At 71.8% G+C, this 21,642-nt stretch carries 23 protein-coding genes; 17 read left to right on the forward strand and 6 right to left on the reverse strand.

What is annotated here, in order from left to right; all coding sequences use genetic code 11:
• Positions 1–104 precede the first annotated feature (104 nt).
• The 7 genes from FR742_RS36625 (at position 105) to FR742_RS36655 (ending at position 5,635) form a co-directional block, all read left to right on the forward strand.
• Positions 105–1,040, forward strand: a complete 936-nt coding sequence (locus FR742_RS36625; RefSeq protein WP_148035852.1) for an ABC transporter ATP-binding protein — start codon at positions 105–107, stop codon at positions 1,038–1,040.
• The gene (locus FR742_RS36630) at positions 1,037–1,801 is read left to right on the forward strand and encodes an ABC transporter permease (RefSeq protein WP_148035853.1); all 765 of its coding nucleotides are present in this window, start codon (positions 1,037–1,039) and stop codon (positions 1,799–1,801) included. Before FR742_RS36625 ends, FR742_RS36630 begins: the two co-directional genes overlap by 4 nt.
• A gap of 88 nt (positions 1,802–1,889) precedes the next feature.
• Entirely contained in the window at positions 1,890–2,408 is a 519-nt protein-coding gene (locus FR742_RS36635; protein WP_148035854.1) for a toxin-antitoxin system HicB family antitoxin, read from the forward strand.
• Positions 2,408–3,337: a DUF4097 domain-containing protein gene (locus FR742_RS36640; RefSeq protein ID WP_261808982.1), complete on the forward strand. Its 930-nt coding sequence runs from the start codon at positions 2,408–2,410 to the stop codon at positions 3,335–3,337. Before FR742_RS36635 ends, FR742_RS36640 begins: the two co-directional genes overlap by 1 nt.
• Before the next feature lie 17 nt (positions 3,338–3,354).
• A complete protein-coding gene (locus tag FR742_RS36645) occupies positions 3,355–4,320 on the forward strand; it encodes an ATP-binding cassette domain-containing protein (RefSeq protein WP_148035855.1) in 966 nt (321 codons plus the stop codon).
• A complete protein-coding gene (locus tag FR742_RS36650; protein ID WP_148035856.1) occupies positions 4,317–5,120 on the forward strand; it encodes an ABC transporter permease in 804 nt (267 codons plus the stop codon). Before FR742_RS36645 ends, FR742_RS36650 begins: the two co-directional genes overlap by 4 nt.
• A complete protein-coding gene (locus FR742_RS36655) occupies positions 5,117–5,635 on the forward strand; it encodes a DUF1707 domain-containing protein (RefSeq protein ID WP_148035857.1) in 519 nt (172 codons plus the stop codon). The genes FR742_RS36650 and FR742_RS36655 overlap by 4 nt, the downstream gene beginning before the upstream one ends.
• Here FR742_RS36655 and FR742_RS44870 read toward each other — a convergent pair.
• Entirely contained in the window at positions 5,622–6,113 is a 492-nt protein-coding gene (locus FR742_RS44870; RefSeq protein ID WP_187281549.1) for a hypothetical protein, read from the reverse strand. The genes FR742_RS36655 and FR742_RS44870 overlap by 14 nt on opposite strands.
• A 330-nt stretch (positions 6,114–6,443) precedes the next feature.
• Here FR742_RS44870 and FR742_RS36670 point away from each other — a divergent pair, with 330 nt between their 5' ends.
• The 7 genes from FR742_RS36670 to FR742_RS36700 are packed head-to-tail and all read left to right on the forward strand — an operon-like array spanning position 6,444 to position 12,870.
• The gene (locus tag FR742_RS36670) at positions 6,444–7,085 is read left to right on the forward strand and encodes a DNA alkylation repair protein (RefSeq protein WP_148037186.1); all 642 of its coding nucleotides are present in this window, start codon (positions 6,444–6,446) and stop codon (positions 7,083–7,085) included.
• 43 nt (positions 7,086–7,128) lie between these two features.
• On the forward strand, positions 7,129–7,452 hold the full coding sequence (locus tag FR742_RS36675; protein WP_148035860.1) for a PadR family transcriptional regulator: 324 nt from the start codon (positions 7,129–7,131) through the stop codon (positions 7,450–7,452).
• Positions 7,449–8,372 carry a hypothetical protein gene (locus tag FR742_RS36680; RefSeq protein WP_148035861.1) on the forward strand — a complete coding sequence of 308 codons (924 nt, stop codon included), beginning with the start codon at positions 7,449–7,451 and terminating at the stop codon, positions 8,370–8,372. The genes FR742_RS36675 and FR742_RS36680 overlap by 4 nt, the downstream gene beginning before the upstream one ends.
• 33 nt (positions 8,373–8,405) lie before the next feature.
• On the forward strand, positions 8,406–9,278 hold the full coding sequence (locus FR742_RS36685; protein ID WP_148035862.1) for a hypothetical protein: 873 nt from the start codon (positions 8,406–8,408) through the stop codon (positions 9,276–9,278).
• A gap of 28 nt (positions 9,279–9,306) precedes the next feature.
• Positions 9,307–11,025 carry a peptidoglycan-binding protein gene (locus tag FR742_RS36690; protein ID WP_148035863.1) on the forward strand — a complete coding sequence of 573 codons (1,719 nt, stop codon included), beginning with the start codon at positions 9,307–9,309 and terminating at the stop codon, positions 11,023–11,025.
• The gene (locus FR742_RS36695; RefSeq protein ID WP_148035864.1) at positions 11,018–11,692 is read left to right on the forward strand and encodes an ABC transporter ATP-binding protein; all 675 of its coding nucleotides are present in this window, start codon (positions 11,018–11,020) and stop codon (positions 11,690–11,692) included. Before FR742_RS36690 ends, FR742_RS36695 begins: the two co-directional genes overlap by 8 nt.
• On the forward strand, positions 11,692–12,870 hold the full coding sequence (locus FR742_RS36700) for an ABC transporter permease (protein WP_148035865.1): 1,179 nt from the start codon (positions 11,692–11,694) through the stop codon (positions 12,868–12,870). Before FR742_RS36695 ends, FR742_RS36700 begins: the two co-directional genes overlap by 1 nt.
• A 21-nt stretch (positions 12,871–12,891) precedes the next feature.
• Here FR742_RS36700 and FR742_RS36705 read toward each other — a convergent pair whose 3' ends face one another.
• Complete coding sequence (locus tag FR742_RS36705; RefSeq protein ID WP_148035866.1) at positions 12,892–15,711, reverse strand: BTAD domain-containing putative transcriptional regulator; 2,820 nt, start codon at positions 15,709–15,711, stop codon at positions 12,892–12,894.
• Positions 15,712–15,984: 273 nt separating this feature from the next.
• Between FR742_RS36705 and FR742_RS36710 the strand changes: the two genes are divergently transcribed.
• Entirely contained in the window at positions 15,985–16,209 is a 225-nt protein-coding gene (locus tag FR742_RS36710) for a hypothetical protein (RefSeq protein WP_148035867.1), read from the forward strand.
• A gap of 91 nt (positions 16,210–16,300) precedes the next feature.
• Here the strand turns inward: FR742_RS36710 and FR742_RS36715 are convergent, their stop codons facing one another.
• The 4 genes from FR742_RS36715 to FR742_RS36730 are packed head-to-tail and all read right to left on the reverse strand — an operon-like array spanning position 16,301 to position 19,615.
• Complete coding sequence (locus tag FR742_RS36715) at positions 16,301–17,491, reverse strand: ABC transporter permease (protein ID WP_148035868.1); 1,191 nt, start codon at positions 17,489–17,491, stop codon at positions 16,301–16,303.
• Positions 17,488–18,150 (reverse strand): ABC transporter ATP-binding protein, encoded by a 663-nt coding sequence (locus FR742_RS36720; RefSeq protein WP_148035869.1) that lies wholly within the window; start codon positions 18,148–18,150, stop codon positions 17,488–17,490. The genes FR742_RS36715 and FR742_RS36720 overlap by 4 nt, the downstream gene beginning before the upstream one ends.
• Positions 18,147–19,163 (reverse strand): peptidoglycan-binding protein, encoded by a 1,017-nt coding sequence (locus FR742_RS36725; protein WP_187281550.1) that lies wholly within the window; start codon positions 19,161–19,163, stop codon positions 18,147–18,149. The genes FR742_RS36720 and FR742_RS36725 overlap by 4 nt, the downstream gene beginning before the upstream one ends.
• An 11-nt stretch (positions 19,164–19,174) precedes the next feature.
• On the reverse strand, positions 19,175–19,615 hold the full coding sequence (locus FR742_RS36730; RefSeq protein ID WP_148035871.1) for a hypothetical protein: 441 nt from the start codon (positions 19,613–19,615) through the stop codon (positions 19,175–19,177).
• Positions 19,616–19,755: 140 nt separating this feature from the next.
• On the opposite strand from FR742_RS36730, the gene FR742_RS36735 reads away from it, so the two are divergent.
• Both FR742_RS36735 and FR742_RS36740 read left to right on the forward strand, forming a co-directional pair.
• A complete protein-coding gene (locus FR742_RS36735; protein WP_148035872.1) occupies positions 19,756–20,412 on the forward strand; it encodes a response regulator transcription factor in 657 nt (218 codons plus the stop codon).
• Complete coding sequence (locus tag FR742_RS36740) at positions 20,409–21,569, forward strand: cell wall metabolism sensor histidine kinase WalK (protein ID WP_148035873.1); 1,161 nt, start codon at positions 20,409–20,411, stop codon at positions 21,567–21,569. Before FR742_RS36735 ends, FR742_RS36740 begins: the two co-directional genes overlap by 4 nt.
• Positions 21,570–21,642: the final 73 nt, after the last annotated feature.

Here is a 21,642-nt window from a genome sequence, read left to right on the forward strand (position 1 = left end):
ACTGTACGAGCGATCTGCCCGATGCTGGGGTGCCGAAAGTCATGGGTGCGCCTGCTGACCATCGGCACAGGCGCCCGGCGCCCGCCCTTCCTAGCGTCGGAGGCATGCCATCAACGCCCGCCGTGGAGGCGGAACGACTGCACAAGCGCTACCGAACCAAGGTCGCCGTCGAGGAGATCAGCCTGTCGGTCGGCGCCGGCGAGATCTTCGGCGTCCTGGGGCGCAACGGGGCCGGCAAGACGACCACCGTCGAGATGATCGCCGGGATCCGGCGGCCCGACCGCGGCAGCGTCCGCGTGCTCGGCCTGGACGTCCTGCGCGACCGCGCCCGGCTGCGCCAGGTCCTCGGCGTCCAGTTGCAGCACGCCACCCTGCACTCCGCGCTGACCGTCACCGAGCTGGTCCGGCTGTACGCGACCTTCTACCCCGACCCGGTGCCGGCCGGCGAGCTGATCGAGTCGGTCAGCCTGACCGACTCCGCCCGCACCCGGTTCGACAACCTCTCAGGCGGCCAGCAGCAACGGCTGTCGATCGCGCTGGCCCTCATCGGACGCCCCCGGGTGGTGATCCTCGACGAGCTCACCACCGGGCTCGACCCCGAGGCGCGCCGTCACATGTGGGCGACCGTCGAAGGGCTGCGCGAGTCCGGCGTGACCGTCCTGCTCGTCAGCCACGCCATGGAGGAGGTCGAGCGGCTGTGCGACCGGGTCGCGCTGCTCGACGCGGGCCGGGTCGTCGCCCTGGACTCGCCCGCCGGGCTGGTCAGGCGGGCCGGGTTCGCCCAGCGGGTCACCTTCCGCGCGGCCTCCCCCGTACCGGAAGGGCTCCTGGAAGGGCTCGCCGAGGTCGAGCGCGCCCGGGCGGACGGCGACCGCGTCACGGTCGAGGGCAAGGGAGACCTGCTCCAGGCCGTCAGCGTCGCGCTCGTCAGGGCCGGCGTCGTGGCCACCGAGACCCGCAGCGTGCAGGCCAACCTGGACGACGCGTTCGTCGCGCTGACCGGGCACCGGCTGGACCCCGAGGAGGAGAGCACCCGATGACGGAGATCCCCGTGTACCGGCCCGGCCCGCGGGCCTTCGGCCAGATGCTGATCTGCGAGCTCAAGATGGTCGCCCGCGACACCGCCGGACTGATCGTGCCGATCGGCCTGCCCGTGCTCATCCTGGTGATGAACGCCTCGTCCGCCGGCGAGCAGGTCGTCGCGCACGGCCGCACGGCGCTCGACGTGTTCGTGCTGCCTCTGGTGTTCGCCATGGTCATGGCCACGACCGGCATCGTCAACATGCCGAGCTTCCTGGCCGCCTACCGGCACAGCGGCATCCTGCGCCGTCTCGGCGTGACCCCCGCCTCGCCGATGATGGTCCTGGTCGCCCAGGCGGTGGTGGGGATCGTGCAGATCGCCGTGGGCATCGCGGTCGCCTACACCGTGGCCATGCTGGCGTTCGGGGCCAACACGCCGGTGAACGCCAGCGCGGCGCTCGGCGTGCTGGCGCTGACGATGGCCGCCATGTACGCCGTGGGCCTGATCGTCGCCGCCCTGTCACCCACCCCGAACTCCGCCGTGGCGATCGGCCTGACCCTCTTCTTCCTCCTGGGGGCCACCGGCGGCATGTTCGGCGGTCTGCAGAACCTGCCTGAGGTGATCGCGACGATCGGGCAGTGGCTGCCGTTCGGCGCCGGCGTCCAGGCCCTGTCGTCCGCCTGGGTCGGCGCGCCCGTCGAGGCCGCCCACCTGGTCGCCCTGGCGGCGAACGTGGTGTTCGGCACGGTGATCGCGGCGGTGTTCTTCCGCTGGGACTAGCCACGAGGGTCGGCTCGACACCCCTATGACGCTATGAAGACGCCGCTATGGGATTGCAATGGCGTCAGAATAGCGTCATAGTGGCGTCATGGACCTCGCACCATATGTCGATCACCTCCGCCGCGAGCTGGCGATCGCCGCAGGGGCGGGCGGCGAGGAAGCCCGCGTGCTGGGCGAACGCCTCGCCGCCACGCTGGAGTCGGCCACCCGGCTCGCGCTGCTCGAGGCTCTTTCCGCCGCCGCCGACGAGATCACCCGCGACCTCGCGCCCGGCTCCGTCGAGGTGCGCCTGCGCGGCCGCGACCCCGGCTTCGTCGTGACGCCACCACCGGGCGGCAGCTCGTACGAGGACGAGGGCGAGAGCGGCCGGCCCGCCGCGCCACCGCCCGCCCCGCCACCGCCGGACGCCGACGAGGGCGGCACGGCCCGGATCTCGCTCCGGGTTCCCGAGCACCTCAAGCCGCGCATCGAGGAGGCGGCGGCCCGCGACGGCCTGTCGGTCAACGCCTGGCTGGTCCGCGCCGTGTCCGCCGCCCTCGACCCCGGCGAGACCGGACGCCGCGCCACCCGGCAGAGCGGCAACCGCTACAGCGGATGGGTGCGCTGATGACCACGCCGACCCATGACGAGGGGACCATGATGCCCGCTTTCCACACCCCCGAGCCGATCCTGGCCGTCATCGACATGGCGACCGCCACCGTCCGGGTCAACGCCGGCGACCGCGACGACACGGTGGTGGAGATCCGCCCGGCCGACGAGTTCGACGACGCCGACGTGCGGGCCGCCGAGCGCGCCGAGGTCGAGTACGCCGGCGGCAGGCTCCTGGTCCGCGCCGACAAGGACACCTCCGACCGGGACCTGTCTCTCGGCAGGCTCGTGGAGTCGCCCGCCGACTGGGCGCGCTCGCTGCTGCTCGGCCAGGGCGGCTCGGTCCAGGTCACCATCGACCTGCCCACGGGCTCCCGCCTCGACGTCAAGCGGGCGGCGGGCCTGCGCTGCCGCGGGCCGCTCGGCGAGGTGGCGTTCACCACCTCCTATGGCGACATCCAGGTGGAAGCGGCCGGCCGGCTCCGCCTGAAGACCACGTACGGCGACATCTCGGTCACCCGCGCGGCCGGGCACGCCGAGATCACCACGGACCACGGCGACATCCGCGTCGGCGAGATCGACGGCACGGCGGTGATCAGGAACTCGCACGGCGAGATCCGCCTCCGGGAGGTCACCGGCGAGCTGCGGCTGAACACGGCCCACGGCGACGCCACCGTCGACCGCGTCCTGGCCGGCGTCGTCGCCAAGACGGCGTACGGCAGCGTCAGGATCGGCGAGGCGGTCCGCGGCTCGGTCGTCATGGAGACCACCGGCGGCGGGCTGGAGCTCGGCATCCGCGACGGCAGCGCCGCCTGGCTGGACGTGAGCTCGAAGTACGGATCCGTGGACGTCGGCCTGGACTCCGCCGACGGCCCCGGCCCGGCCGGCGACGTCGTCAAGGTGCGGGCCCACACCTCCTACGGCGACATCGTCATCCACCGTTCCTGACAAGTGAGGAGAAGCTCATGCCTGACGCGATCGTGGCCGAAGGTCTGGTCAAGAAGTACGGCGACGTCGTCGCCCTCGACGGGATGGACCTGACCGTCCCGGAAGGCACCGTGCTCGGGCTGCTCGGCCCGAACGGCGCCGGCAAGACCACCACGGTGCGGATCCTGACCACCTTGCTGACACCGGACGCCGGACACGCCACGGTGGCCGGGTTCGACGTCGTCCGCGACGCGCGCCGGTTACGCGCCCGGATCGGCGCCTCCGGCCAGTACGCCGCCGTCGACGACCATCTCACCGGCGCCGAGAACCTGGAGATGGTCGGCCGCCTCTACCACCTGGGCACCAGGCGCAGCCGGGAGCGCGCCCGCGAGCTGCTGGAGCGCTTCGACCTGACGGGCGCCGCCGACCGCCCGGTGCAGGGCTACTCCGGAGGCATGCGGCGCCGGCTCGACCTGGCCGGCGCGCTGGTCGCCGACCCGCCGGTGCTGTTCCTCGACGAGCCCACCACCGGCCTGGACCCGCGGGCCAGGGCGAGCCTGTGGGACGTCATCTCCGAGCTCGTCGCGGCGGGCACGACGGTGCTGCTCACCACCCAGTACATGGAGGAGGCCGACCGGCTCGCCGACCGCGTCGCGGTGGTCGACCACGGACGCGTCATCGCGCTCGGCACCGCCGACGAGCTCAAGAGCCACGTCGGCGGCGACCGGATCGAGCTGTCGGTGACGAGCGCCGCGGACCTGGCGTCCGCGACGCGCGTGCTGGCTCCGCTGTCCGCGGGCGCCCCGCAGAGCGACGCGACCGCCCTGCGGGTGACGATCCCGGTCGCGGGCGGCGCGTCCGCGCTCACCGAGGCGCTGGTCCGCCTGGCCGCCGAACGCATCACCGTACGCGACGCCGGGCTGCGCCGGCCGACCCTGGACGACGTGTTCCTGACCCTCACGGGACGCGAGGCCGACGAGAAGACCAAGGAGACCGCACGATGAACACCCTGCATCTCGCCGTCGCCGACGGCGTGACGATCGCCAGGCGCAACGCCCTGAAGATCCGGCGGGCGCCCGACCTGCTGGGCGGCGTCGTCATGCTCCCGATCGTGCTCGTGCTGCTGTTCACGTACGTCTTCGGCAGCATGATCAGCCTGCCGGGCGTGTCGTACGTGGAGTACCTGCTGCCCGGGATCTTCGTCATGACGATCGTCTCCAGCGGGCAGATCACCGGCTACACGCTGACCCAGGACCTGCAGAGAGGCATCTTCGACCGGTTCCGCACGCTGCCGATGTCGCCCTCGGCGGTGCTGACCGGCCAGACCGTCGCCGACGTCATCATGAACGTCACCAGCATCGTGACGATGGCGCTCGTCGGGCTGCTCGTCGGGTGGCGCGTGCACACCTCGCCGTGGGAGGCGGCCCTGGGGTTCCTCATGCTGCTGCTGTTCGCGTACGCCTTCTCCTGGGTGACGGCGACGGTCGCGCTGGCCCTGCGCACGCCCGAGGTCTTCAACAACGTGGCCACGATCATGTCGTTCCCGATGGTCTTCCTGTCGAACGCGTTCGTCGACAGCGCGCGCCTGCCCGGCCCGCTGAAGCCGATCGCCGAATGGAACCCGGTCTCCACGCTCGTCCAGGCCTCACGCGAGCTGTTCGGCAACACCAGCCCCGCCCTGCCCGTCCCCGACGCCTGGCCGCTGCGGCACGCGGTGCCGGTGTCGTTCCTCTGGTCGGTGCTGCTCCTGGCCGTGTTCGCGCCGCTCGCCACGCGGCTGTACAAGAAGGCCGTCAGCCGATGACCCCCGACGACCGCGAGATGGCGGTGGAGCTGGTCCAGCAGGCGTACGCGGACGGCCGGCTCCAGCCCGCCGAGCTGGAGCAGCGCCTCGAACTCGCCCTGACCGCCACCTCCTTGAAGGACCTGGAGCCGATCCTCGCCGACCTGCCGGACGACGTGGTCGTGCTCGAAACCACCGGCGGGAGCATCAGGCGAGCGGGCGACTGGCAGGTCCCGCGCCGCCTGCGCGTCAGCTCCGAGTACGGCAGGGTACGGCTCGACCTGTCGCAGGCCGTCATCCGGCATCCGCACATCGACATCGAGCTCCGGCTCCCGTTCGGCAGCGCCACGATCATCCTGCCCGCCGGGGCGAGCGCGAACGCCGACGGGGTGCGCACCGGATGGGGCTCCGTGGTGTGGAAGGCCCCCGCCTCCCGGCTCGCCGGCGGGCCGCACGTCCGGATCACCGGCGAGCTGACCTACGGCCGCCTCACCGTCCGCACCGCCCACTCCGGCTCCTTCGTCAGGAGACGGTGATGGTGGAGCCGTTGGCGGCCAGGCCGAAGATCTGGATGCAGTTGGCGCCATGGTCGGCGATCAGCCAGGCGTGGTTGCCGAACGAGTCGATCCGGTAGTTGTGACCGGGCTCCAGCGTCGTGTACTGCTGCCGGTTTCCCGCGCTGTCCAGCCAATGGATCTGTATGGAGTACGGGCTCTCGTTGATCACCATCAGCTGTGAGGGCCATCCGTTCACCGAGTGGAGCCGGCCTTCCACGGAACAGGCGTAGGCGCTGGCACCGGCATGGGTGAACGAATATCGGTACGAATCAGGATCGGGTGTTTCCGTTTCCTCCACGACGGGCTCTTCGGTCTCCTCCTCGACCGGCTCTTCGGTCGGCTCCTCGGATGGCTCCTCGCTGGGCTGTTCGGAGGAGTCGGCCGGTGAGGGTGAGCTGGTCGGACTGGGTGTTGGATCGGTCCACGATGTCTCCTGCCATAACGGCACCACCGCCACGACAAGGGATAGGATGCCGACAATTCCTGCTATTACCGTCCAAAAAGCTACAGATCGCGGCCCCAGCCATCCGCGGGAATTCGAAGAGGAATTCGCCATGTCACCCTCCTGAACACTGACCGCGCCGATATCAGATATCTACAACAGACACATCCCGCAAAGAAGACGCGGAGCACCGGCTTCTGGCTGGCAGGACCGACCCACTTTCAAGCGTGCGCCGAGGCCCGACTCAATCAGCCTTGACTTATATAAGCGCCAGATGAGACTGTGGGCCCGTCGTACGCAACCGGACAGGAGGCCGAGGTGGCCGAGACGACGGCGGCCGAGGTGATGGCCGAGCTGGCCGAGCTGGAGGACCCGAAGACCCGCGCGGTCAACGAGAAGCACGGTGACGATCACGGGGTGAACCTCGGCAAGCTGCGCGCGCTCGCGAAGCGGCTGAAGACGCAGCAGGAGCTCGCGGTCCGGCTCTGGGAGACGGGTGACACCGCGGCGAGGCTGGTGGCGATCCTGATCTGCCGCCCGAAGGCGTTCGAGCGTGACGAGCTGGACGCCATGCTGCGCGAGGCGCGCACGCCCAAGGTCCACGACTGGCTCGTGAACTACGTGGTCAAGAAGAACCCGCACGCCGAGGAGCTGCGCCTGATCTGGTCCGCCGACCCGGACCCCGTGGTCGCGAGCGCCGGCTGGGCGCTGACCACCGAACGGGTGACGAAGAAGCCCGAGATCCTCGACCTCGCGGGGCTGCTCGACGTCATCGAGGCGGAGATGAAGGACGCCCCGGATCGCCTGCAGTGGGCGATGAACAACTGTCTGGCCCAGATCGGCATCGACCACGCCGAGCACCGCGCCCGGGCCATCGACATCGGCGAGCGGCTGCAGGTGCTCAAGGACTACCCGACTCCCCCGGGCTGCACGTCCCCCTTCGCGCCCATCTGGATCGACGAGATCGTGCGCCGCCAGAGGGGATGAGCGGCGTTGCAGATGCTCCGTTGAACGGAATAATGTCGGCCTCATGCCAAGAGGAACCTCCGAAGTCAGCGAGCCGATGTTCTTCGTGCTCGCCGCCCTGCGCGCGGGGCCGCTGCACGGGCACGCGATCAGCAAGTCCATCAAGGAACTGTCCGGAGGCCGGGTCCAGCCGTCGGTCGGCACGCTGTACGGCATCCTCGAACGCCTGAACGATCGTGGCGTGATCACGGTCGACCGCGAAGAGCTGATCAACGGCCGCAACCGGCGCTATTTCCGCATCACCGACGAAGGCCGGGCTCTGGTGGAGGCCGAAGCGAGGCGGATGCAGGCGGCCGCCTCGCTCGTCCTGCGCCCGGCCGGTCCATGACGATCGTCAAGCCTGCCTCCGCCGTCGAACCACCCGCCCCGTCCGTCCTGGAACGGCGCTACCGCAAGCTGCTGCTCGCCTACCCGAGGCACTACCGCACCGCCTACGGCGACGAACTGCTCGACGTCCTGCTCGCCGACGCGGCGGGACGGACCGTCCCGCCGCCGAAGGAGGTGTGGGGCCTGCTTCTGGGCGGCGTGCGCAGCCGCATCCTGCATCAGGCGACGGGCAACGCCTGGGCGGACGGCCTCCACCTGGCGGTCACCGCCGTGACGGCGGCGAACCTGGCCGCGCTTCTGCCGTACGCCGGCACGCTGCCGTTGTGGACGCTGCTGTCGGCGCTCGCGCTGCTGGCCGTCCAGCGCGGACGGCTGCGTACGGCGTTCGCGCTCACGCTGGTCACCGGGGTGAAGGCGGCGGCGATCGCGGCCGGGCGGCCGGCGTTCGACCTGACCGTGCTCCCGGTCTATCCGAACCCGCTCGGCGACCGGCCGCTGTTCGGTGACAGCAGTCCGCTCGTCGCGGCGGCCGGTTACGCGGTCGCGCTGATCGGACTGCTCGTGCTCATCTCCCGGAGCCGGGCGCCGCGGGTCAGGTCATGGTGGTGGTGGGCGGCGATCGTGCCCGCCGCCTGGGCCGGTCCTGCCTGGATGGCGGAGGAGGCGGGTCACCCCCTGAGTCTGAGCAGGATGGCCGCGGAGGTGACGGCGTTCGGCCTGGCGGCGGTGTGCGGATATCTGGCACGCGACCACCGGTGGGCGTTCGCCGCGAGCGTCTACCTGCTCGCGACCTCGGGCGGGATGATCCTGCACGCGCCGGAGCTGACGAAACAGCACCTGGCCTACGAGGGCGTGCTGGTCCTGCTGGCCCTGGCCGCGGCGTTCGCGCCCTTCAGGCATCGGCGCCACTGCCTCGATTGACCATACTTCGTTGAACGTAGTATGGTCCCGCGCATGCCAAACAGATTCCTCCTGGGTCTGGCCGCGCTCTGTCTCGCCGGGACGGCGGCGTGCGCCTCCGCGGCCGAGACCCGATCCGCGCCCCAGCCGGCCGAGGACAGCAAGGCCGACCAGGCTCAGCTCACGCAGTCGGCCATCGCCGACTGCATGAAGCGGGAAGGCTTCAAGTACGTCGCCTGGACCCCCGATCCGAAGACCGGCGACGAGCAGGACAAAGCCGCCTCGGGCGACTACGAGGCGATGCGGGCGATCGCCAGGAAGCGCGGGTTCGGCATCTTCACCACCATCGCCGACCCGAGCCTCAAGGAAGTCGTCTGGAGCGAGTCGGACAGCCCCAACTTCACCATCAAGAACGAGCTCTCCCCCGCCCAGCTTGCGGCCTACGACACGGCGCTCGAATCCTGCCGGGCCCAGGCGGTCAAGAAGGTCACCGGCCGGGTCGTCCGTTCCGCGGAGGACCTGGCCGAGCAGCGCAACCAGATGATCGACCAGACGCTCGACCGCGAGCTCAACGGCGACCCCGAGCTGATCGAGCTGGCCGCGGCCATGGGCGACTGCCTCAAGGGCAAGGGCTACCGCATCGACTCCGTCAGGCCGGCGGACATCGGAAGGCAGGTCCCGAACACGTTCGAGGAGCAGCTCAAGCGGATCGCCCTGAACGACGACATCCCCGAGGAAGGCATCAGCGAAGGGCGCTACATCGTTCCGCGCCTCGCCCCCGCCACGGCCCGGCAGTGGGCCGACAAGGAGATCAAGGCGGCCCTGGACGACGTGGAGTGCGGCAAGGACTTCTACGCCGCGTACGAGCCGCGGAACCGGGAGATCAGCGACAGGGTGACGCGGATGTTCGGGGGCGTGACACCGTGACGACGTCCATCGGCGGGCCGCGGGTCCGATGAAGTCCCCGCGCAAGCTTCTCGTCGCCGTTCTCGCCGGCGTCGTGGTCATCGCCGGCGTCGGCTGGGCCCTGGGTGCCAGGCTGCGCTCACCCGCGGACGAGGCCGCCCGCCGCGCCGCGCCGCGGCCGTCGCTCGTCACCGTCGCCGTCGAACGCCGCCGGCTGGTCAGCGCCGTGGTGGTCAGCGGCACGGTGGAGTACGGCTCACCGCTGCCCGTGAGCCTCGCCGGAGCCGTCGGCGGCGGGGAAGAACTGCAGCGAGCCACCCGGGCACCGCGCAAGGGCAGGCTCGTGGAGGGCGCGGTGCTCATGGAGGTCAACGGCCGCCCGGTGTTCGCCCTGCGCGGCGCCGTGCCGATGCACCGCACGATCACGCCCGGCGCCGAGGGCGCCGACGTCGGGCAACTGCAACGCGCGCTGCGCAGGCTCGGGTACGGCGGCCCGCGCACCGGCGTCTTCGACCAGGCCACGATCGCCGCCGTCGCCAGGATGTACGCGGCCAAGGGGTACGAGGCCCAGAAGCCGGCACTCGCCGACCGTCAGACCTACGACACCTTGCGCCAGGCCGTGCGGACGGCGCGGGAGACGCTCGCGACCGAGCGGCAGGCGCTCGACCGGGGACGTGACGTGTCCCCGCTGAAGCTCAGGGCGGCCAACGCCGAGGCCGACCTGGCGGCGGCGAAGAAGGCGCTGGAGCAGGCCGGGTCGCGGCGGCTCACGTCCGAGGACGAGACCAGGCTGGCGGCGGCCGACGAGGCGGCGCGCACGGCGCGGGAGAAGCTGGCGGAGGCGCGGCGGGCCCTCGCCGCGGCCGGTGACCAGCCCACCGCCGCCCCGTCGGACGGCCCCCGGGCCACGGCCCCGGCCGTCGACAGGGAGCTGCTGGAGATGCGGGTGGCGAACGCCGAGGCGGAGCTCGCCGCCGCGGGAGAGGCCAGGAGCAGGATCCTGGCGGAGGCCGCGCAGGGCCGCGAGACCCGGCTGACCGAGCTGCGCAAGGCCGTGCGCGACGCGCGGGAGGCGCTGGCCACGGCCGAGCAGGCGCTGCGCCAGGCCAGGCAGCTCGCGCCGGCCCGGCTCAAGGTCGCCAACGCCAGGAAGAACGTGGCGGCGGCCGAGGCGATGCTCGCCGAGTTCGCGCGCACGTACGGAACGTCCGTACCGCCAGGGGAGGTGGTGTTCCTGCCGAAGCTGCCGGCCCGCGTGCACAAGAGCGAGGTGAAGCCCGGTCAGCGCGTCGAGGCCGAGGTGGCGACCGTGACCAGCTCCGTCTTCATGGTGACGGGCACGGTCGAGGCGGCGGAGTCGGGCCTGCTGCGGGCGGGCATGCGGGCCGAGATCGAGCCCGGCACCGGCAGGAAGCTCCCGGCCACGCTCACCGCCGTCGGCGAGCGGGCCGCGGTGGGAAGCGAGAGCGCGGGACCGGCCGCCGACGGGGGCCGGCCTGTCCTGCTCACCCCCGCCTCGATGAAGGGACTGAAGGCCGGGACCGCGGTGACGACGCGGATCACGGTCGGGGCGACCGAGGAGCCGGTGCTGGTGGTGCCGATCGCCGCGGTCATCACCGGCGCGGACGGCAGGACACGCGTCCGCGTCGAGTACGCCCCCGACAGGACCAGGGACGTCGAGGTGCGGACGGGCCTGGCCGCCGACGGGAACGTCGAGGTGACGGGCGAGCTCAAGGAAGGCGACCGGGTGGTGGTGAGCGATGTCTGAGCCGGTCATCGAGCTGCGCGCGATCACGAAGGAGTTCCCTTCCCGGCCTCCGGTACGCGCCCTCGACGACGTGTCGTTCCGGGTGGACCGGGGCGACTACGTGGCGATCGTCGGCCCGTCGGGCTCCGGCAAGTCGACGCTGCTCAACGTGCTGGGCCTGCTCGACCGCCCGACCACGGGCAGCTACCGCCTCGACGGAACCGAGACCACGACGCTGAAGGACGGCGCCCGTACCAGGCTGCGCGGCGACCGCATCGGCTTCGTCTTCCAGTCCTTCCACCTGCTCCCCCATCGCAGCCTGGCCGAGAACGTCATGCTCGCCGAGGTCTACGGCGGGCGGCCGCGGAGTGGACGGCGGGAGCGGGCGCTGGCGGCGCTCGAACGCGTCGGCCTCGGCCACCGCACGGGCTTCCCACCGGGCCGGTTGTCGGGCGGCGAGCGCCAGCGTGCGGCCATCGCCCGGGCCCTCATGGGAGAGCCGGCCCTGCTGCTGTGCGACGAGCCCACCGGCAACCTCGACAGCCGCAACACCGAGGCCGTGCTCAGCCTGTTCGCCGGGCTGCGGACGCAAGGGCTGACGATCGTGGTCATCACGCACGAGCGAGAAGTCAGCGAGCGCGCCGAGCGCCGGGTCCGGATCACCGACGGCATGCTGACGGAGGCCTGATGGATTTCCGGGACCTGGCCGGCGAGGCGGCCGCCGGGCTGCTCTCCAGACCCGTCCGGGCGGCGCTCACCACGCTCGGCACCGTGCTCGGCATCACCACGCTCGTCGTCACGCTGGGCGTGGCCGCCACCGCCGGCAACCAGATCGTCGGCCGCTTCGACGAACTGGTGGCCACCGCCATCACCGTCGAGGTGCCGGAGTCGCCGCACGCTCCGCTGGTGGGATGGGCCGCGGTCGACCGGCTGACCCGGCTGCGCGGAGTCGAGTCGGCAGCCGCCGTGGCCGAGTCGAAGGAGGGCGCCAACCTGTCGGTGCGGTCCACCGACATCGTGGACCCGACCCGGGTCACCACGCAGTCCCTCACCGTGCTCGCCGCGACGACCGGGCTGCCGGAGGCGGCGCGCGGCCGGATGGTGCGGGGCCGGTTCTACGACAGCGGGCACGTCAGGCGGGGCGACCGGGTGGCGGTGCTCGGCGACCAGGCGGCCAGGATGCTCGGCGTCACCGCGCTCGACCGGGCGCCGGCCGTCTTCATCGGAAAGCACGCGTACACCGTCATCGGGGTGCTCGGCGACCTGCGCCGCGAACGGAACCTGAGCACCGCCGTGATCGTCCCGCACACGGCGGGCCGGCGGTTCGGTCTCCGGGACGTGAACAGGGTGCTGGTCAACACCAGCCTGGGCGCCACCGGGCTGATCTCCCGGCAGGCGCCGGCCGCGCTCAGCCCGGGGAACGAGGACATGCTGCAGGTCGTCGCACCGCCCAGCCCGACCAGGGCCCGCGACCAGGCCCAGGACGACGTCAACGCGCTGTTCATGATCCTCGGCCTGGTCTCGCTCGTCGTCGGCGCGGTCGGCATCGCCAACGTCTCCCTCGTCACCGTCATGGAGCGGGTCACCGAGATCGGCCTGCGCCGCGCACTCGGCGCGGCCAGGCGGCACATCGCCGCGCAGTTCCTGCTCGAGTCGACGCTGATCGGGCTGACCGGCGGTGTGATCGGCGCGAGCCTGGGCGTGGTGACGATCGTCGCGGTGTCCGCGGCCAAGCAGTGGACACCGCTGCTCGACGTACGGCTGGCCGTCGCCGCGCCCGTCGTGGGAGCCGTGGTGGGGTTGCTGGCCGGGCTCCATCCGGCGCTGCGTGCCGCCAGGATGGAGCCGGTGGACGCGCTCCGCTGACCGAGCGCGGGGCCGCCCCTGTCAATCACGCGTCGCCGAGACCTTCTGCCGCACCCGCTCGGCCTCGGCACGGCGATGCTGCGACTCGTACAGGGCCAGCGCGTCCCGCCAGGCGTCCCTCGCCGCCGTGTCGTCTCCGAGCGCATGGTGCGCGTCGCCCAGGCCGACCAGCGTGTCGGCGCTCTGGAAGGCGTTCCCGGTGATCTTGCGCAGGTCGAGACACTGCCCGTAGTACTCCAGCGCGCGCTCGTACTCGCCCTGGTGGAAGGCGAGCATGCCGAGGCTGTCGAGCGTGGCGGCCTCGCCGCCGCGGTCGTGGTGGCGGCGGAAGAGCGTGAGTGCCCGCTCGCAGGCGTCGCGCGCCGCCTCGTGCTCGCCGAGTTGCAGGCGGATCCAGCCCACGGCGCTGAGGGCGTTGGCCTCCCAGATGGGGTCGCCCGCCTCGCGCTGGAGCCGCAGCGCGGCCCGCGCGTGGCGGAGCCCGCGCCGCGGCTGCCCGCGCACGCTCCACATCCAGCCCACCGTGTGGTGCACCTGGGCCAGCCTGGACCAGTCCCTGGCCCGCTCGAACAGCTCCAGCGCCCGGTCGAGGTGGTCGATCGCCTCGTCGATCCGGTCGGCCGCCGCGTGGGCGTATCCCGTGTGCCAGTGGACGACGGCGGTGGTGTGCGGGTCGTCCAGCCGGTCCGCGGCCGCCAGCGCGATCTCCCAGGAGGCGAGCCGCTCCCTGTTGAAGGAGCGGCGCAGCAGGAAGGTGTTCATGCCCCAGGCGAGCTGCCAGCCCGCCGCGTCCATGCCCAGCCCGGGGGTCAGGTGGTGCGCGACCAGCAGGCACGGCAGCTCGGTCTCGAACCAGGTCAGCGCGGCCGTGGCGTCCTCGAAGGCCGGGTCGTCCCCCTGCCAGGGAGGGGCCGCGATGGCGGGGCGGTGCGGGTAGAGCACCCGGTCCGCGGCGCAGGCCATCGCCGTGTAGGCCTCGATCAGGCGTACCAGAGCCTGTCGCCGCGTGTCGGCGGGCAGGTCGGCCTCGGCCTGTTCGGCGGCGTAGAGCCGGACGAGGTCGTGCATCCAGTAGCGGCCGGGGGAGACCTGCCGGACCAGGTTCGCGGTCTCGAGCGTGGAGATCAGGGCGCGGGTCTCGGCGGGCGGGAGCCCGGCGAGCGCGGCCGTCGCGGGCAGGCCGATCTCGGGGCCCGGCGCCGTCCCCAGCAGGAGGAAGAGCCGCGCGGCCCGCGCGTCCAGCGCCGCGTACGAGGAGGCGAACACGGCACGCAGACCGGCGCCCAGATCGCCGGTCTGCAGCGCGTCGAGCCTGGTGGCCGGATCGCGGAGCTCCCGGGCGAGAACGGCCAGGGGGAAGCCCGGATGCGCGCTGACACGGGCGGCCAGCACGCCCAGGGCCAGGGGCAGGCCGCCGCTGTGCTCCAGCAGCACGCCGACGGAGGCGGGGTCCGCGGCCATGGTCTCCGGGCCGAGGTGGTGGGAGAGCATGTGGTGGGCCTCCTCGTCGGAGAAGGCGCCGACCTCCAGCAGCCGGGCGGAGTGCGTGGCGTGCAGGCTCACGAGCCGGTTGCGGCTGGTGACCAGCACGGTGCAGCCCGGCCTTCCCGGGATGAGCGGCGTCACCTGGGCGCTGTCCCTGGCGTTGTCCAGCACGACGAGCAGCCGGCGCTCCGCCAGGACGGAACGGTAGAGCGCGGCCTGCGCCTCCTGTTCCACGGGGATGACCGTGGGGGGCACACCCAGCGCTCCCAGGAAGTGCCGCAGCACGGTGCCCGGCGGCACCGGTTCCTCGGCGTCGTCGAAACCGCGGAGGTTCGCGTACAGCTGTCCGTCGGGATAGCGGTCGCGGTGGGTGTGCGCCCAGTGGAGCGCCAGCCAGGTCTTGCCGATGCCGCCGGGCCCGCTGATCACGGCGACGCCGACGCTGTCCGCGCCGAGCTGCCGGTCGAGTTCCCGCAGTTCGGCGCTCCTGTTGGTGAAGGACGCGGGGGCCGCGGGGAGCTGGCTGGGCACGGGCAGCACGGGCGGCTCGTCCCGCCGCGGCGCGCGGTCCGTGCCCGGTCGCTCGCGCGGGCCCGCGTCGGACCGCAGGATCAGCCGCTGCAGCCGCTGGAGCTCGTTCGTGGGCTCCAGGCCCAGCTCGCCGACCGACCGGTCCCGGAACTGCCGGTACACCTCCAGTGCCTCGCCGCGCCGTCCGCTCTCGTACAGCGCCCGCATGAGCTGCCCGTGGAGGCGTTCCCTGAGCGGGGCCTCGGCCGCCAGCGCGCGGGCCTCCGTGACGACGTCGGTGTTCCTGCCCAGGGCCAGCAGCACGGACTGCCGCTCCTCCAGCGCGTCGAGCCTCAGCCCGTCCAGCCACTCGGCCTGCGCCTCGGCGAACGAGCCGGTGACCCCGGCGAGCGGGGCGCCCCGCCACCAGCCCAGCGCCCGGTCGAAGTGGCCGAGCGCCTCCTCGGACCGGCCCTCGGCCACCGCTTCGCGGGCGAGCGCCACCCGGGAGTTGAAGCGGGCGAGGTCGAGCCCTCCAGGGGACGGCCGCAGGACGTAGCCCGGCCGCTGGGTGGCGATGACGTCGGCTCCCAGGGCGGCGCAGGCACGGCGCACCTCGGAGACGAGCATCCTGACCCGGGAGGCCGAGCCGCTGGGCAACGGCTCACCCCAGACCGCCTCCGCCAGCCGCTGCGTCGAGACCACGCGATCGGCGTGCAGCAGCAGGGCTGTGAGGAGGGCTCCCTGCTTGCCGGAGAAGGTGACCCGCTCGGCCCCCGCCTCCAGTTGGACGGGCCCGAGGAGGCGGAACAGCGTCGCCGGCGCGGAAGCGTCCCCACCTGCCATCAGCGGCTCCCTGCCCCCTCCCCACCTCCTGACTCCGCACGAGTGTAGGGCCGGTAGGCAGAAAGATCACGACATCGCCCCAGATCAGGGCATCCCTCCGGCTGCGCGGGGACCGGTCCCTGCCTCTGACTCGTGCGAAAAACAGGCGGAAAACAGGCACGTCATCCATAGGCTCGGACCGAAATTCCGTGGATAGGGCCGCCGGAATCGGCGTTCACCGTCGTCTTTCCGCAAGGCTCCATACCTCGAAAGGATTCGCGCATGAAGGTTGCCATGAGGCGTATCTCTCTGGGCCTGTCGACCGCCATCGCCGCCGCCGCGATGACCGTCGTCCTCGCTCCGGCACCGGCCTCCGCCGAGGTCGTCGTCAGGTGGTACCCGTACACCACCGCGGGTGCGAAGAAGTGCAACTCCGACGCCAATGCCGCGGGTCCCGAGTACTACTGCACCACGATCAAGGTCGGCTCCACGAAGATGTACGCCCTCGCCCGGCCGTAGGAATGTCCTGAAGATTCCGGTGTTCTTCGCGGCACCGGGACTCCGGTCATAGATGTCCGGCCGGGAGCGTTTCCACGTTCCCGGCCGGATGTCAGCTTGCCGCGAGGGCCGCCGTGGGAGCCAGCCGGGAGGCCCTGATCGCCGGGTAGATCCCGGCCACCGCACCGACGGCCAGCGTGGCGGCGAAGGCGCCCCCCAGCACCCAGGGCGGCACCGTGGGCGGCCAGCCCCGCGACAGCGCGTACCCCGCGGTCACCAGGCCGCCGAGCGCGAGCCCTGCCACCCCGCCGAGCACCGACAGCAGCAGCGACTCCGTCAGGAACTGGATCCTGATCTGCCCCCGCGTGGCGCCGAGCGCCCGGCGCAGCCCGATCTCCTTACGGCGCTCCAGCACCGAGATCACCATCGTGTTGGCCACGCCCACCCCGCCGACGAGCAGCGCGACCGCGCCGAGCCCCAGCAGCAGGTTGGTGAAGGTGCCCGCGGCGGCAGCGCGGGCCGCCAGCGCGTCCGACGGGCGTGAGACCGCGACCTCGTGCGGCCGCTCGGGGCTGACCGTACGGGCGAGCATGCCCCTGACCCGCGCCACCGATTCCTCGGTCGACCGCTCGTAGACGGTCGTCGGATGGCCGTCGAAGCCGAGCCGCTCCCGCGCGACCGGGAATCCGATCAGCGCGGCCCGGTCGATCTCCGGCGCCAGCGGCAGCGAGGTGAGCACGCCCGTCACGGTGAACCACCGCTCGCCCACCCACACCTGGACTCCGGTACGGGTGACGCCGAGCCTCCGGGCGGCGACCGCGCCGAGGACGACCGCGGGCTGGCGGGCGATCGCCTCGTCGAGCCACCGTCCGGTGCCCACGCGCCCGTCGAGCGTGTCCAGCAGGTCCAGGGAGGTGGCCTGGACGGTCAGTCCGCCCGTGTCCTCCTTGGGAACGCGGTCGGTCCTGCGGATGGTCGCGGCCACGGTGCCGGTGGCGCTGGCGTCGGTGACTCCCGCGATCCTGCGGACCATGAGCGCGGCGTCCGGGTGCAGCTTGACCGGGTCGCCCGAGAACGACTGCCCGGGTTCCACCCGCAGCAGGTTGGTGCCGAGCAGGTCGAGCTGACGCAGCAGCTGTTCCTGACCGGAGGCCGAGATGCCGATCACCGAGATCATCGTCGCGATGCCGATGGCGATGCCGAGCGCGGACATCAGCACGCGCGAGGTTCTGGCCCGCAGGCCCGCCGCGCCGACCCTGGCGACGTCGCGCGGTCGCAGGCGAGCCGGTACGAGCGCGTTCATGACTCCTCCCTGATGGTGCCGTCCTGGATGCGGACCCGTCTCGGGCACCACTGGGCGATGTCCATGTCGTGGGTGATCAGGACGATGGTGGTGCCCGCGGTGTGGAGCTCACGCAGGATCGCGAGCACCTGCCGGCCCGAGGCCGAGTCGAGGTTGCCGGTGGGTTCGTCGGCCAGCAGCAGCGGCGGGTCGCCGACGACGGCCCGGGCGATGGCCACGCGCTGCTGCTCGCCGCCGGACAACTGGTGCGGGCGGTGGTCCAGCCGGTGACCGAGGCCGACGCGTTCCAGCGCGGCGCGGGCGCGTTCGCGGCGTTCGGTCAGTGGACGTCCCGCGTAGAGGAGGCCGTCGGCCACGTTGTCGATGGCCGGGACCCCGGCGGCCAGGTGGAACTGCTGGAAGACGAAGCCCAGGCGGCGCGCGCGCAGGGCGGACAGCTGGCGGTCGGTCAGTCCGCCGACGTCGTGCCCGGCGACGCGGACGGTGCCGGACGTGGGGCGGTCCAGGGTGCCGAGGAGGTTGAGCAGCGTCGACTTGCCCGACCCGGACGGGCCGATGATGGCCAGCAGCTCGCCCTCGGCGACCTTCAGGTTCACGTCGCGCAGCGCTTCGACGGTGTCGTTGTGGCGTTTGCTGACGTTCTCGACCTCGATGATCATTCGGCGGGAACCCCGACCTTCATCCCCGCTGCCAGCCCGGGGCCGGAGATCTCGACGCGGCCACCGCCGTACACACCGGTCCTGACGGGCACGACGCGTCCGCCGACGTCCACGCCGTAACCACCGCCGGCGGTGGCCAGCAGCGCCTCAACGGGAACGCTGAGGACGTCGCGCCTGCTCACACTCTCCAGCTGCACGGTGACGGGCGTCTGGTCGGGGAGCCCGCCCTTGACCCCGGCGAGCCGGACGCCGACGTCGATGGTGGCGGTGCCCTCGCGCGACCTGGCCACGGCGCCGACCGTGACGACCTTCCCCGCCGCCGTCCGGCCGCCGGGCAACTCCACCTTCACCCTGGCGGCCTTCCTGGCCAGCGCCTGGTCGGCGACGTCCAGGTCCAGGTGGACGAGGCGTTGGGTGCCGGTCACGGTGAGCACCCGGCTGCCCGGGGAGACGGTGTCGCCGACGACCACGTCCGCCTTGGCGATCCTGAGCTCCGACGGCTGGAACACCACCTGTCCGGCGTCGACGACTCCTGTCCGCGGGAGGCCGGCCCGTTTCTGCCACGCCCGCACGGCGCGCGTGGTGGCCCACGAGAACCGGTCGTCGACGGTGACATCCTCGCCGTGGCCGAGAGCTTTCAGCGCCGTCTCCAACTGACGGACGTCCGGCCCGTCCTTCACACCCTGGTGGAGGGGCCGGTAGAGCGGGAGTCTGCCGTACATCAGCACGACGGGCTCGCGGTCCACGCGGTAGAGCACCTGGCCCTGCCGCAGGGTCCGGCCGGGGGCGGCCACCGCGGTGACGGTCCCGGCTTTGTGACCGCGTACGATCCGCTCCCCCTCGAAGACGATCCTGCCGGAGAGCGAGACCGTGTCGGTCAGGTCGCCACGCGTGATCTCCGCCGTGGCCGGTGGCGGCGGGGCGGCGGCGTCCGTGTCAGTCGTGCCGCTCATGGTCAGGGCCGCGGCTCCCGTCATGGCAGCCGCGAGGAGGCCGACGAGCACGCGCTTCATCGTTCCTTCTCTCATCGGGGCAGCAGGTGGACGCACTCGTTCTGGGCCTTCTCGAAGGCCGCCCGGTCCTTGTTGTCGACGGACACGCTGTATTGGCCGGTCCTGGGGTCGGGGTCGTGGACGTTCATGCCGCGCTCGCGCATGCACTTGGCGAACCTGGTCACGGCGTCGACGTAGGCGGCGTCGACCTTCTTGGTCAGCCCTCCGGCCTCCCTCCACTTGGCGCAGGTCTCCTGTGCCTTGTCGAAGGCGTCAGGGTCCTTGACCGTGTAGCCCTCGCTGCCGATGGTGTCCGGGTAGTCGCTTATGCCGTTGTCACGCATGCACTGGGCGAACTTCACCTCGGCGTCGGCGGCGGACAGCGACTGCCGGACCTGGGGCTCCGCCCCCTGGCCGCCGCCGGAACACCCGGTGGCCAGGGCGAGCAGGAGCAGAGCGGCGAGCTTTCTCATGGGTCTCCTCGAATCGATCGGCCGTGATGGCGAGACGAGTAGACCTGGATCGCGCTAACAGGGCTGTTACGCGATCCTGTTATGTCGGTGTTATGTCGTGCTTGAGAGTTTTGGCGCGCTCAGACGAAGGAAGGTCCCCCTTGCGCGTGCTGATAGTCGAGGACGAGCAGATGCTCGCGGACTCGATCGCCGAAGGGTTGCGTGCCGAGGCGCTCGCGGTGGACGTCGCCTATGACGGGGACACCGCGCTCGAACGGCTCGGCGTCAACGACTACGACGTGCTCGTCCTGGACCGTGACCTGCCCGGGGTGCACGGCGACGACGTCGCCAGGACCGTGGTGAGATCGGAGCTCGCCGTGCGCGTGCTCATGCTCACCGCCGCCTCGGAGGTGTCGTCCAGGGTGTCGGGGCTGTCGCTGGGCGCCGACGACTACCTCGTCAAGCCGTTCGCCTTCGAGGAGTTGCTGGCCCGCCTCCACGCGCTGGGCCGGCGCGCGCACCGCGCCGACCCGCCGACGCTGGAACGCCGCGGGGTCCGGCTGGACCAGGGCCGCCGCGAGGTCTACCGCGACGGGCGGTACGTCGCGCTGGCCCGCAAGGAGTTCGCCCTGCTCGCCGAGCTGCTGAGGGCCGACGGCGCCGTGGTCTCCACCGAGGAGCTGCTGGAGAAGGCGTGGGACGAGCACGCCAACCCCTTCACCAACGCCGTGCGGGTGACGATAATGCGCCTGCGCCGCAAGCTGGGCGAGCCGCAGGTCATCGAGACCGTCCAGGGAGTGGGGTACCGCATTCCATGAAGTGGTCCATCCGTCTGCGGTTCACGCTGCTCTACAGCGGGATCTTCTTCGTCACCGGCCTGCTGCTCGTGGGCATCAGCTACGTGATCGTCGTCGGCATCCTGGACGACACCCGCGTCAGGCTGCAGGCCGCCCCCGAGTTCGTGCCCAACCACGCCATCCTGGAGCCGAGCGGGAGGGTGGTGATGGTCACCGTCTCCAGGCGGGACGTACTCAACGCCCAGCAGAACTACGAACAGGCGACGATGAACCGCTTCCTCCTGCAGACCGGGCTGGTCGTCACCCTGCTGGGGACGCTCGCCACGACCGCGGGCTGGGTGATGAGCGGGCGCGTGCTCAAGCCCCTCTACCAGGTCACGGACACCGCGCGACGAGTCGCCCACGGTCACAACCTCAACGAGCGCATCTCCTACACCGGCTCCCACCATGACGTGAAGGACCTGGCCGACACCTTTGACATGATGCTCGCCCGCCTGGCCCACGCCTTCGACGTGCAGAAGCGGTTCGTCGCCAACGCCTCCCACGAGCTGCGCACCCCCCTGACGATCAACCGGACGCTGGTGGAGGTGGCCCTGCGCAGGCCCGACGCCACTCCCGACGCCCAGCGGCTCGGCGAATCCCTGCTGGTCGTCAACACCCGGCACGAGCGCCTCATCGACGGCCTGCTCGCGCTGGCCGAGAGCGACAGGCCCGTGCTGGAACGCCGTCAGTCCGTCGACCTGGCCGAGGTCGCCTCCCACGTCGTCGACCAGGCCGGCGAGGAGTCCGACGCCGGGGCCATCGTCGTGCACCGGACGCTGGCGTCCGCGCCGACCACGGGCGACCCCATCCTGCTCGAACGACTGGTGCAGAACCTGGTGGAGAACGCCATCAGGCACAACCTCCAGGGTGGCGAGGTCTGGGTGACCACCAGGGTGAGCGACGGCGAAGCGGAGCTGTCGGTGGCCAACACCGGGCCGACCGTGCCCGCGTACGACCTGGAAGCGATCTTCGAGCCGTTCCGCCGTCTGCGGACCGACCGGGTGCGCTCCGACCGCGGCACCGGGCTGGGGCTGTCCATCGTGCGCGCCACGGCCCAGGCCCACCAGGGCACCGTCGTGGCCGACCCGCGCGAGGAAGGCGGGCTGACGATGACCGTGCGCCTGCCCTCGTCCTGACCTTGCGTCGTGGCGTGATCGTGCATATCGTCCCGATATATCAAATCGATACATCGGGGTGACCCGGTGAGGC

It is taken from the genome of Nonomuraea sp. C10, assembly GCF_008017515.1.
Lineage (GTDB): Bacteria > Actinomycetota > Actinomycetes > Streptosporangiales > Streptosporangiaceae > Nonomuraea > Nonomuraea ferruginea.

What these genes read in the sequence shown, in the direction of transcription:
- FR742_RS36625 (WP_148035852.1), top strand. Translation starts at nt 105, where the DNA reads ATGCCATCAACGCCCGCCGTGGAGGCGGAACGACTGCACAAGCGCTAC.
- FR742_RS36630 (WP_148035853.1), top strand. Translation starts at nt 1,037, where the DNA reads ATGACGGAGATCCCCGTGTACCGGCCCGGCCCGCGGGCCTTCGGCCAG.
- FR742_RS36635 (WP_148035854.1), top strand. Translation starts at nt 1,890, where the DNA reads ATGGACCTCGCACCATATGTCGATCACCTCCGCCGCGAGCTGGCGATC.
- FR742_RS36640 (WP_261808982.1), top strand. Translation starts at nt 2,408, where the DNA reads ATGACCACGCCGACCCATGACGAGGGGACCATGATGCCCGCTTTCCAC.
- FR742_RS36645 (WP_148035855.1), top strand. Translation starts at nt 3,355, where the DNA reads ATGCCTGACGCGATCGTGGCCGAAGGTCTGGTCAAGAAGTACGGCGAC.
- FR742_RS36650 (WP_148035856.1), top strand. Translation starts at nt 4,317, where the DNA reads ATGAACACCCTGCATCTCGCCGTCGCCGACGGCGTGACGATCGCCAGG.
- FR742_RS36655 (WP_148035857.1), top strand. Translation starts at nt 5,117, where the DNA reads ATGACCCCCGACGACCGCGAGATGGCGGTGGAGCTGGTCCAGCAGGCG.
- FR742_RS36670 (WP_148037186.1), top strand. Translation starts at nt 6,444, where the DNA reads ATGGCCGAGCTGGCCGAGCTGGAGGACCCGAAGACCCGCGCGGTCAAC.
- FR742_RS36675 (WP_148035860.1), top strand. Translation starts at nt 7,129, where the DNA reads ATGCCAAGAGGAACCTCCGAAGTCAGCGAGCCGATGTTCTTCGTGCTC.
- FR742_RS36680 (WP_148035861.1), top strand. Translation starts at nt 7,449, where the DNA reads ATGACGATCGTCAAGCCTGCCTCCGCCGTCGAACCACCCGCCCCGTCC.
- FR742_RS36685 (WP_148035862.1), top strand. Translation starts at nt 8,406, where the DNA reads ATGCCAAACAGATTCCTCCTGGGTCTGGCCGCGCTCTGTCTCGCCGGG.
- FR742_RS36690 (WP_148035863.1), top strand. Translation starts at nt 9,307, where the DNA reads ATGAAGTCCCCGCGCAAGCTTCTCGTCGCCGTTCTCGCCGGCGTCGTG.
- FR742_RS36695 (WP_148035864.1), top strand. Translation starts at nt 11,018, where the DNA reads ATGTCTGAGCCGGTCATCGAGCTGCGCGCGATCACGAAGGAGTTCCCT.
- FR742_RS36700 (WP_148035865.1), top strand. Translation starts at nt 11,692, where the DNA reads ATGGATTTCCGGGACCTGGCCGGCGAGGCGGCCGCCGGGCTGCTCTCC.
- FR742_RS36705 (WP_148035866.1), bottom strand. Translation starts at nt 15,711, where the DNA reads ATGGCAGGTGGGGACGCTTCCGCGCCGGCGACGCTGTTCCGCCTCCTC.
- FR742_RS36710 (WP_148035867.1), top strand. Translation starts at nt 15,985, where the DNA reads ATGAGGCGTATCTCTCTGGGCCTGTCGACCGCCATCGCCGCCGCCGCG.
- FR742_RS36715 (WP_148035868.1), bottom strand. Translation starts at nt 17,491, where the DNA reads ATGAACGCGCTCGTACCGGCTCGCCTGCGACCGCGCGACGTCGCCAGG.
- FR742_RS36720 (WP_148035869.1), bottom strand. Translation starts at nt 18,150, where the DNA reads ATGATCATCGAGGTCGAGAACGTCAGCAAACGCCACAACGACACCGTC.
- FR742_RS36725 (WP_187281550.1), bottom strand. Translation starts at nt 19,163, where the DNA reads ATGAAGCGCGTGCTCGTCGGCCTCCTCGCGGCTGCCATGACGGGAGCC.
- FR742_RS36730 (WP_148035871.1), bottom strand. Translation starts at nt 19,615, where the DNA reads ATGAGAAAGCTCGCCGCTCTGCTCCTGCTCGCCCTGGCCACCGGGTGT.
- FR742_RS36740 (WP_148035873.1), top strand. Translation starts at nt 20,409, where the DNA reads ATGAAGTGGTCCATCCGTCTGCGGTTCACGCTGCTCTACAGCGGGATC.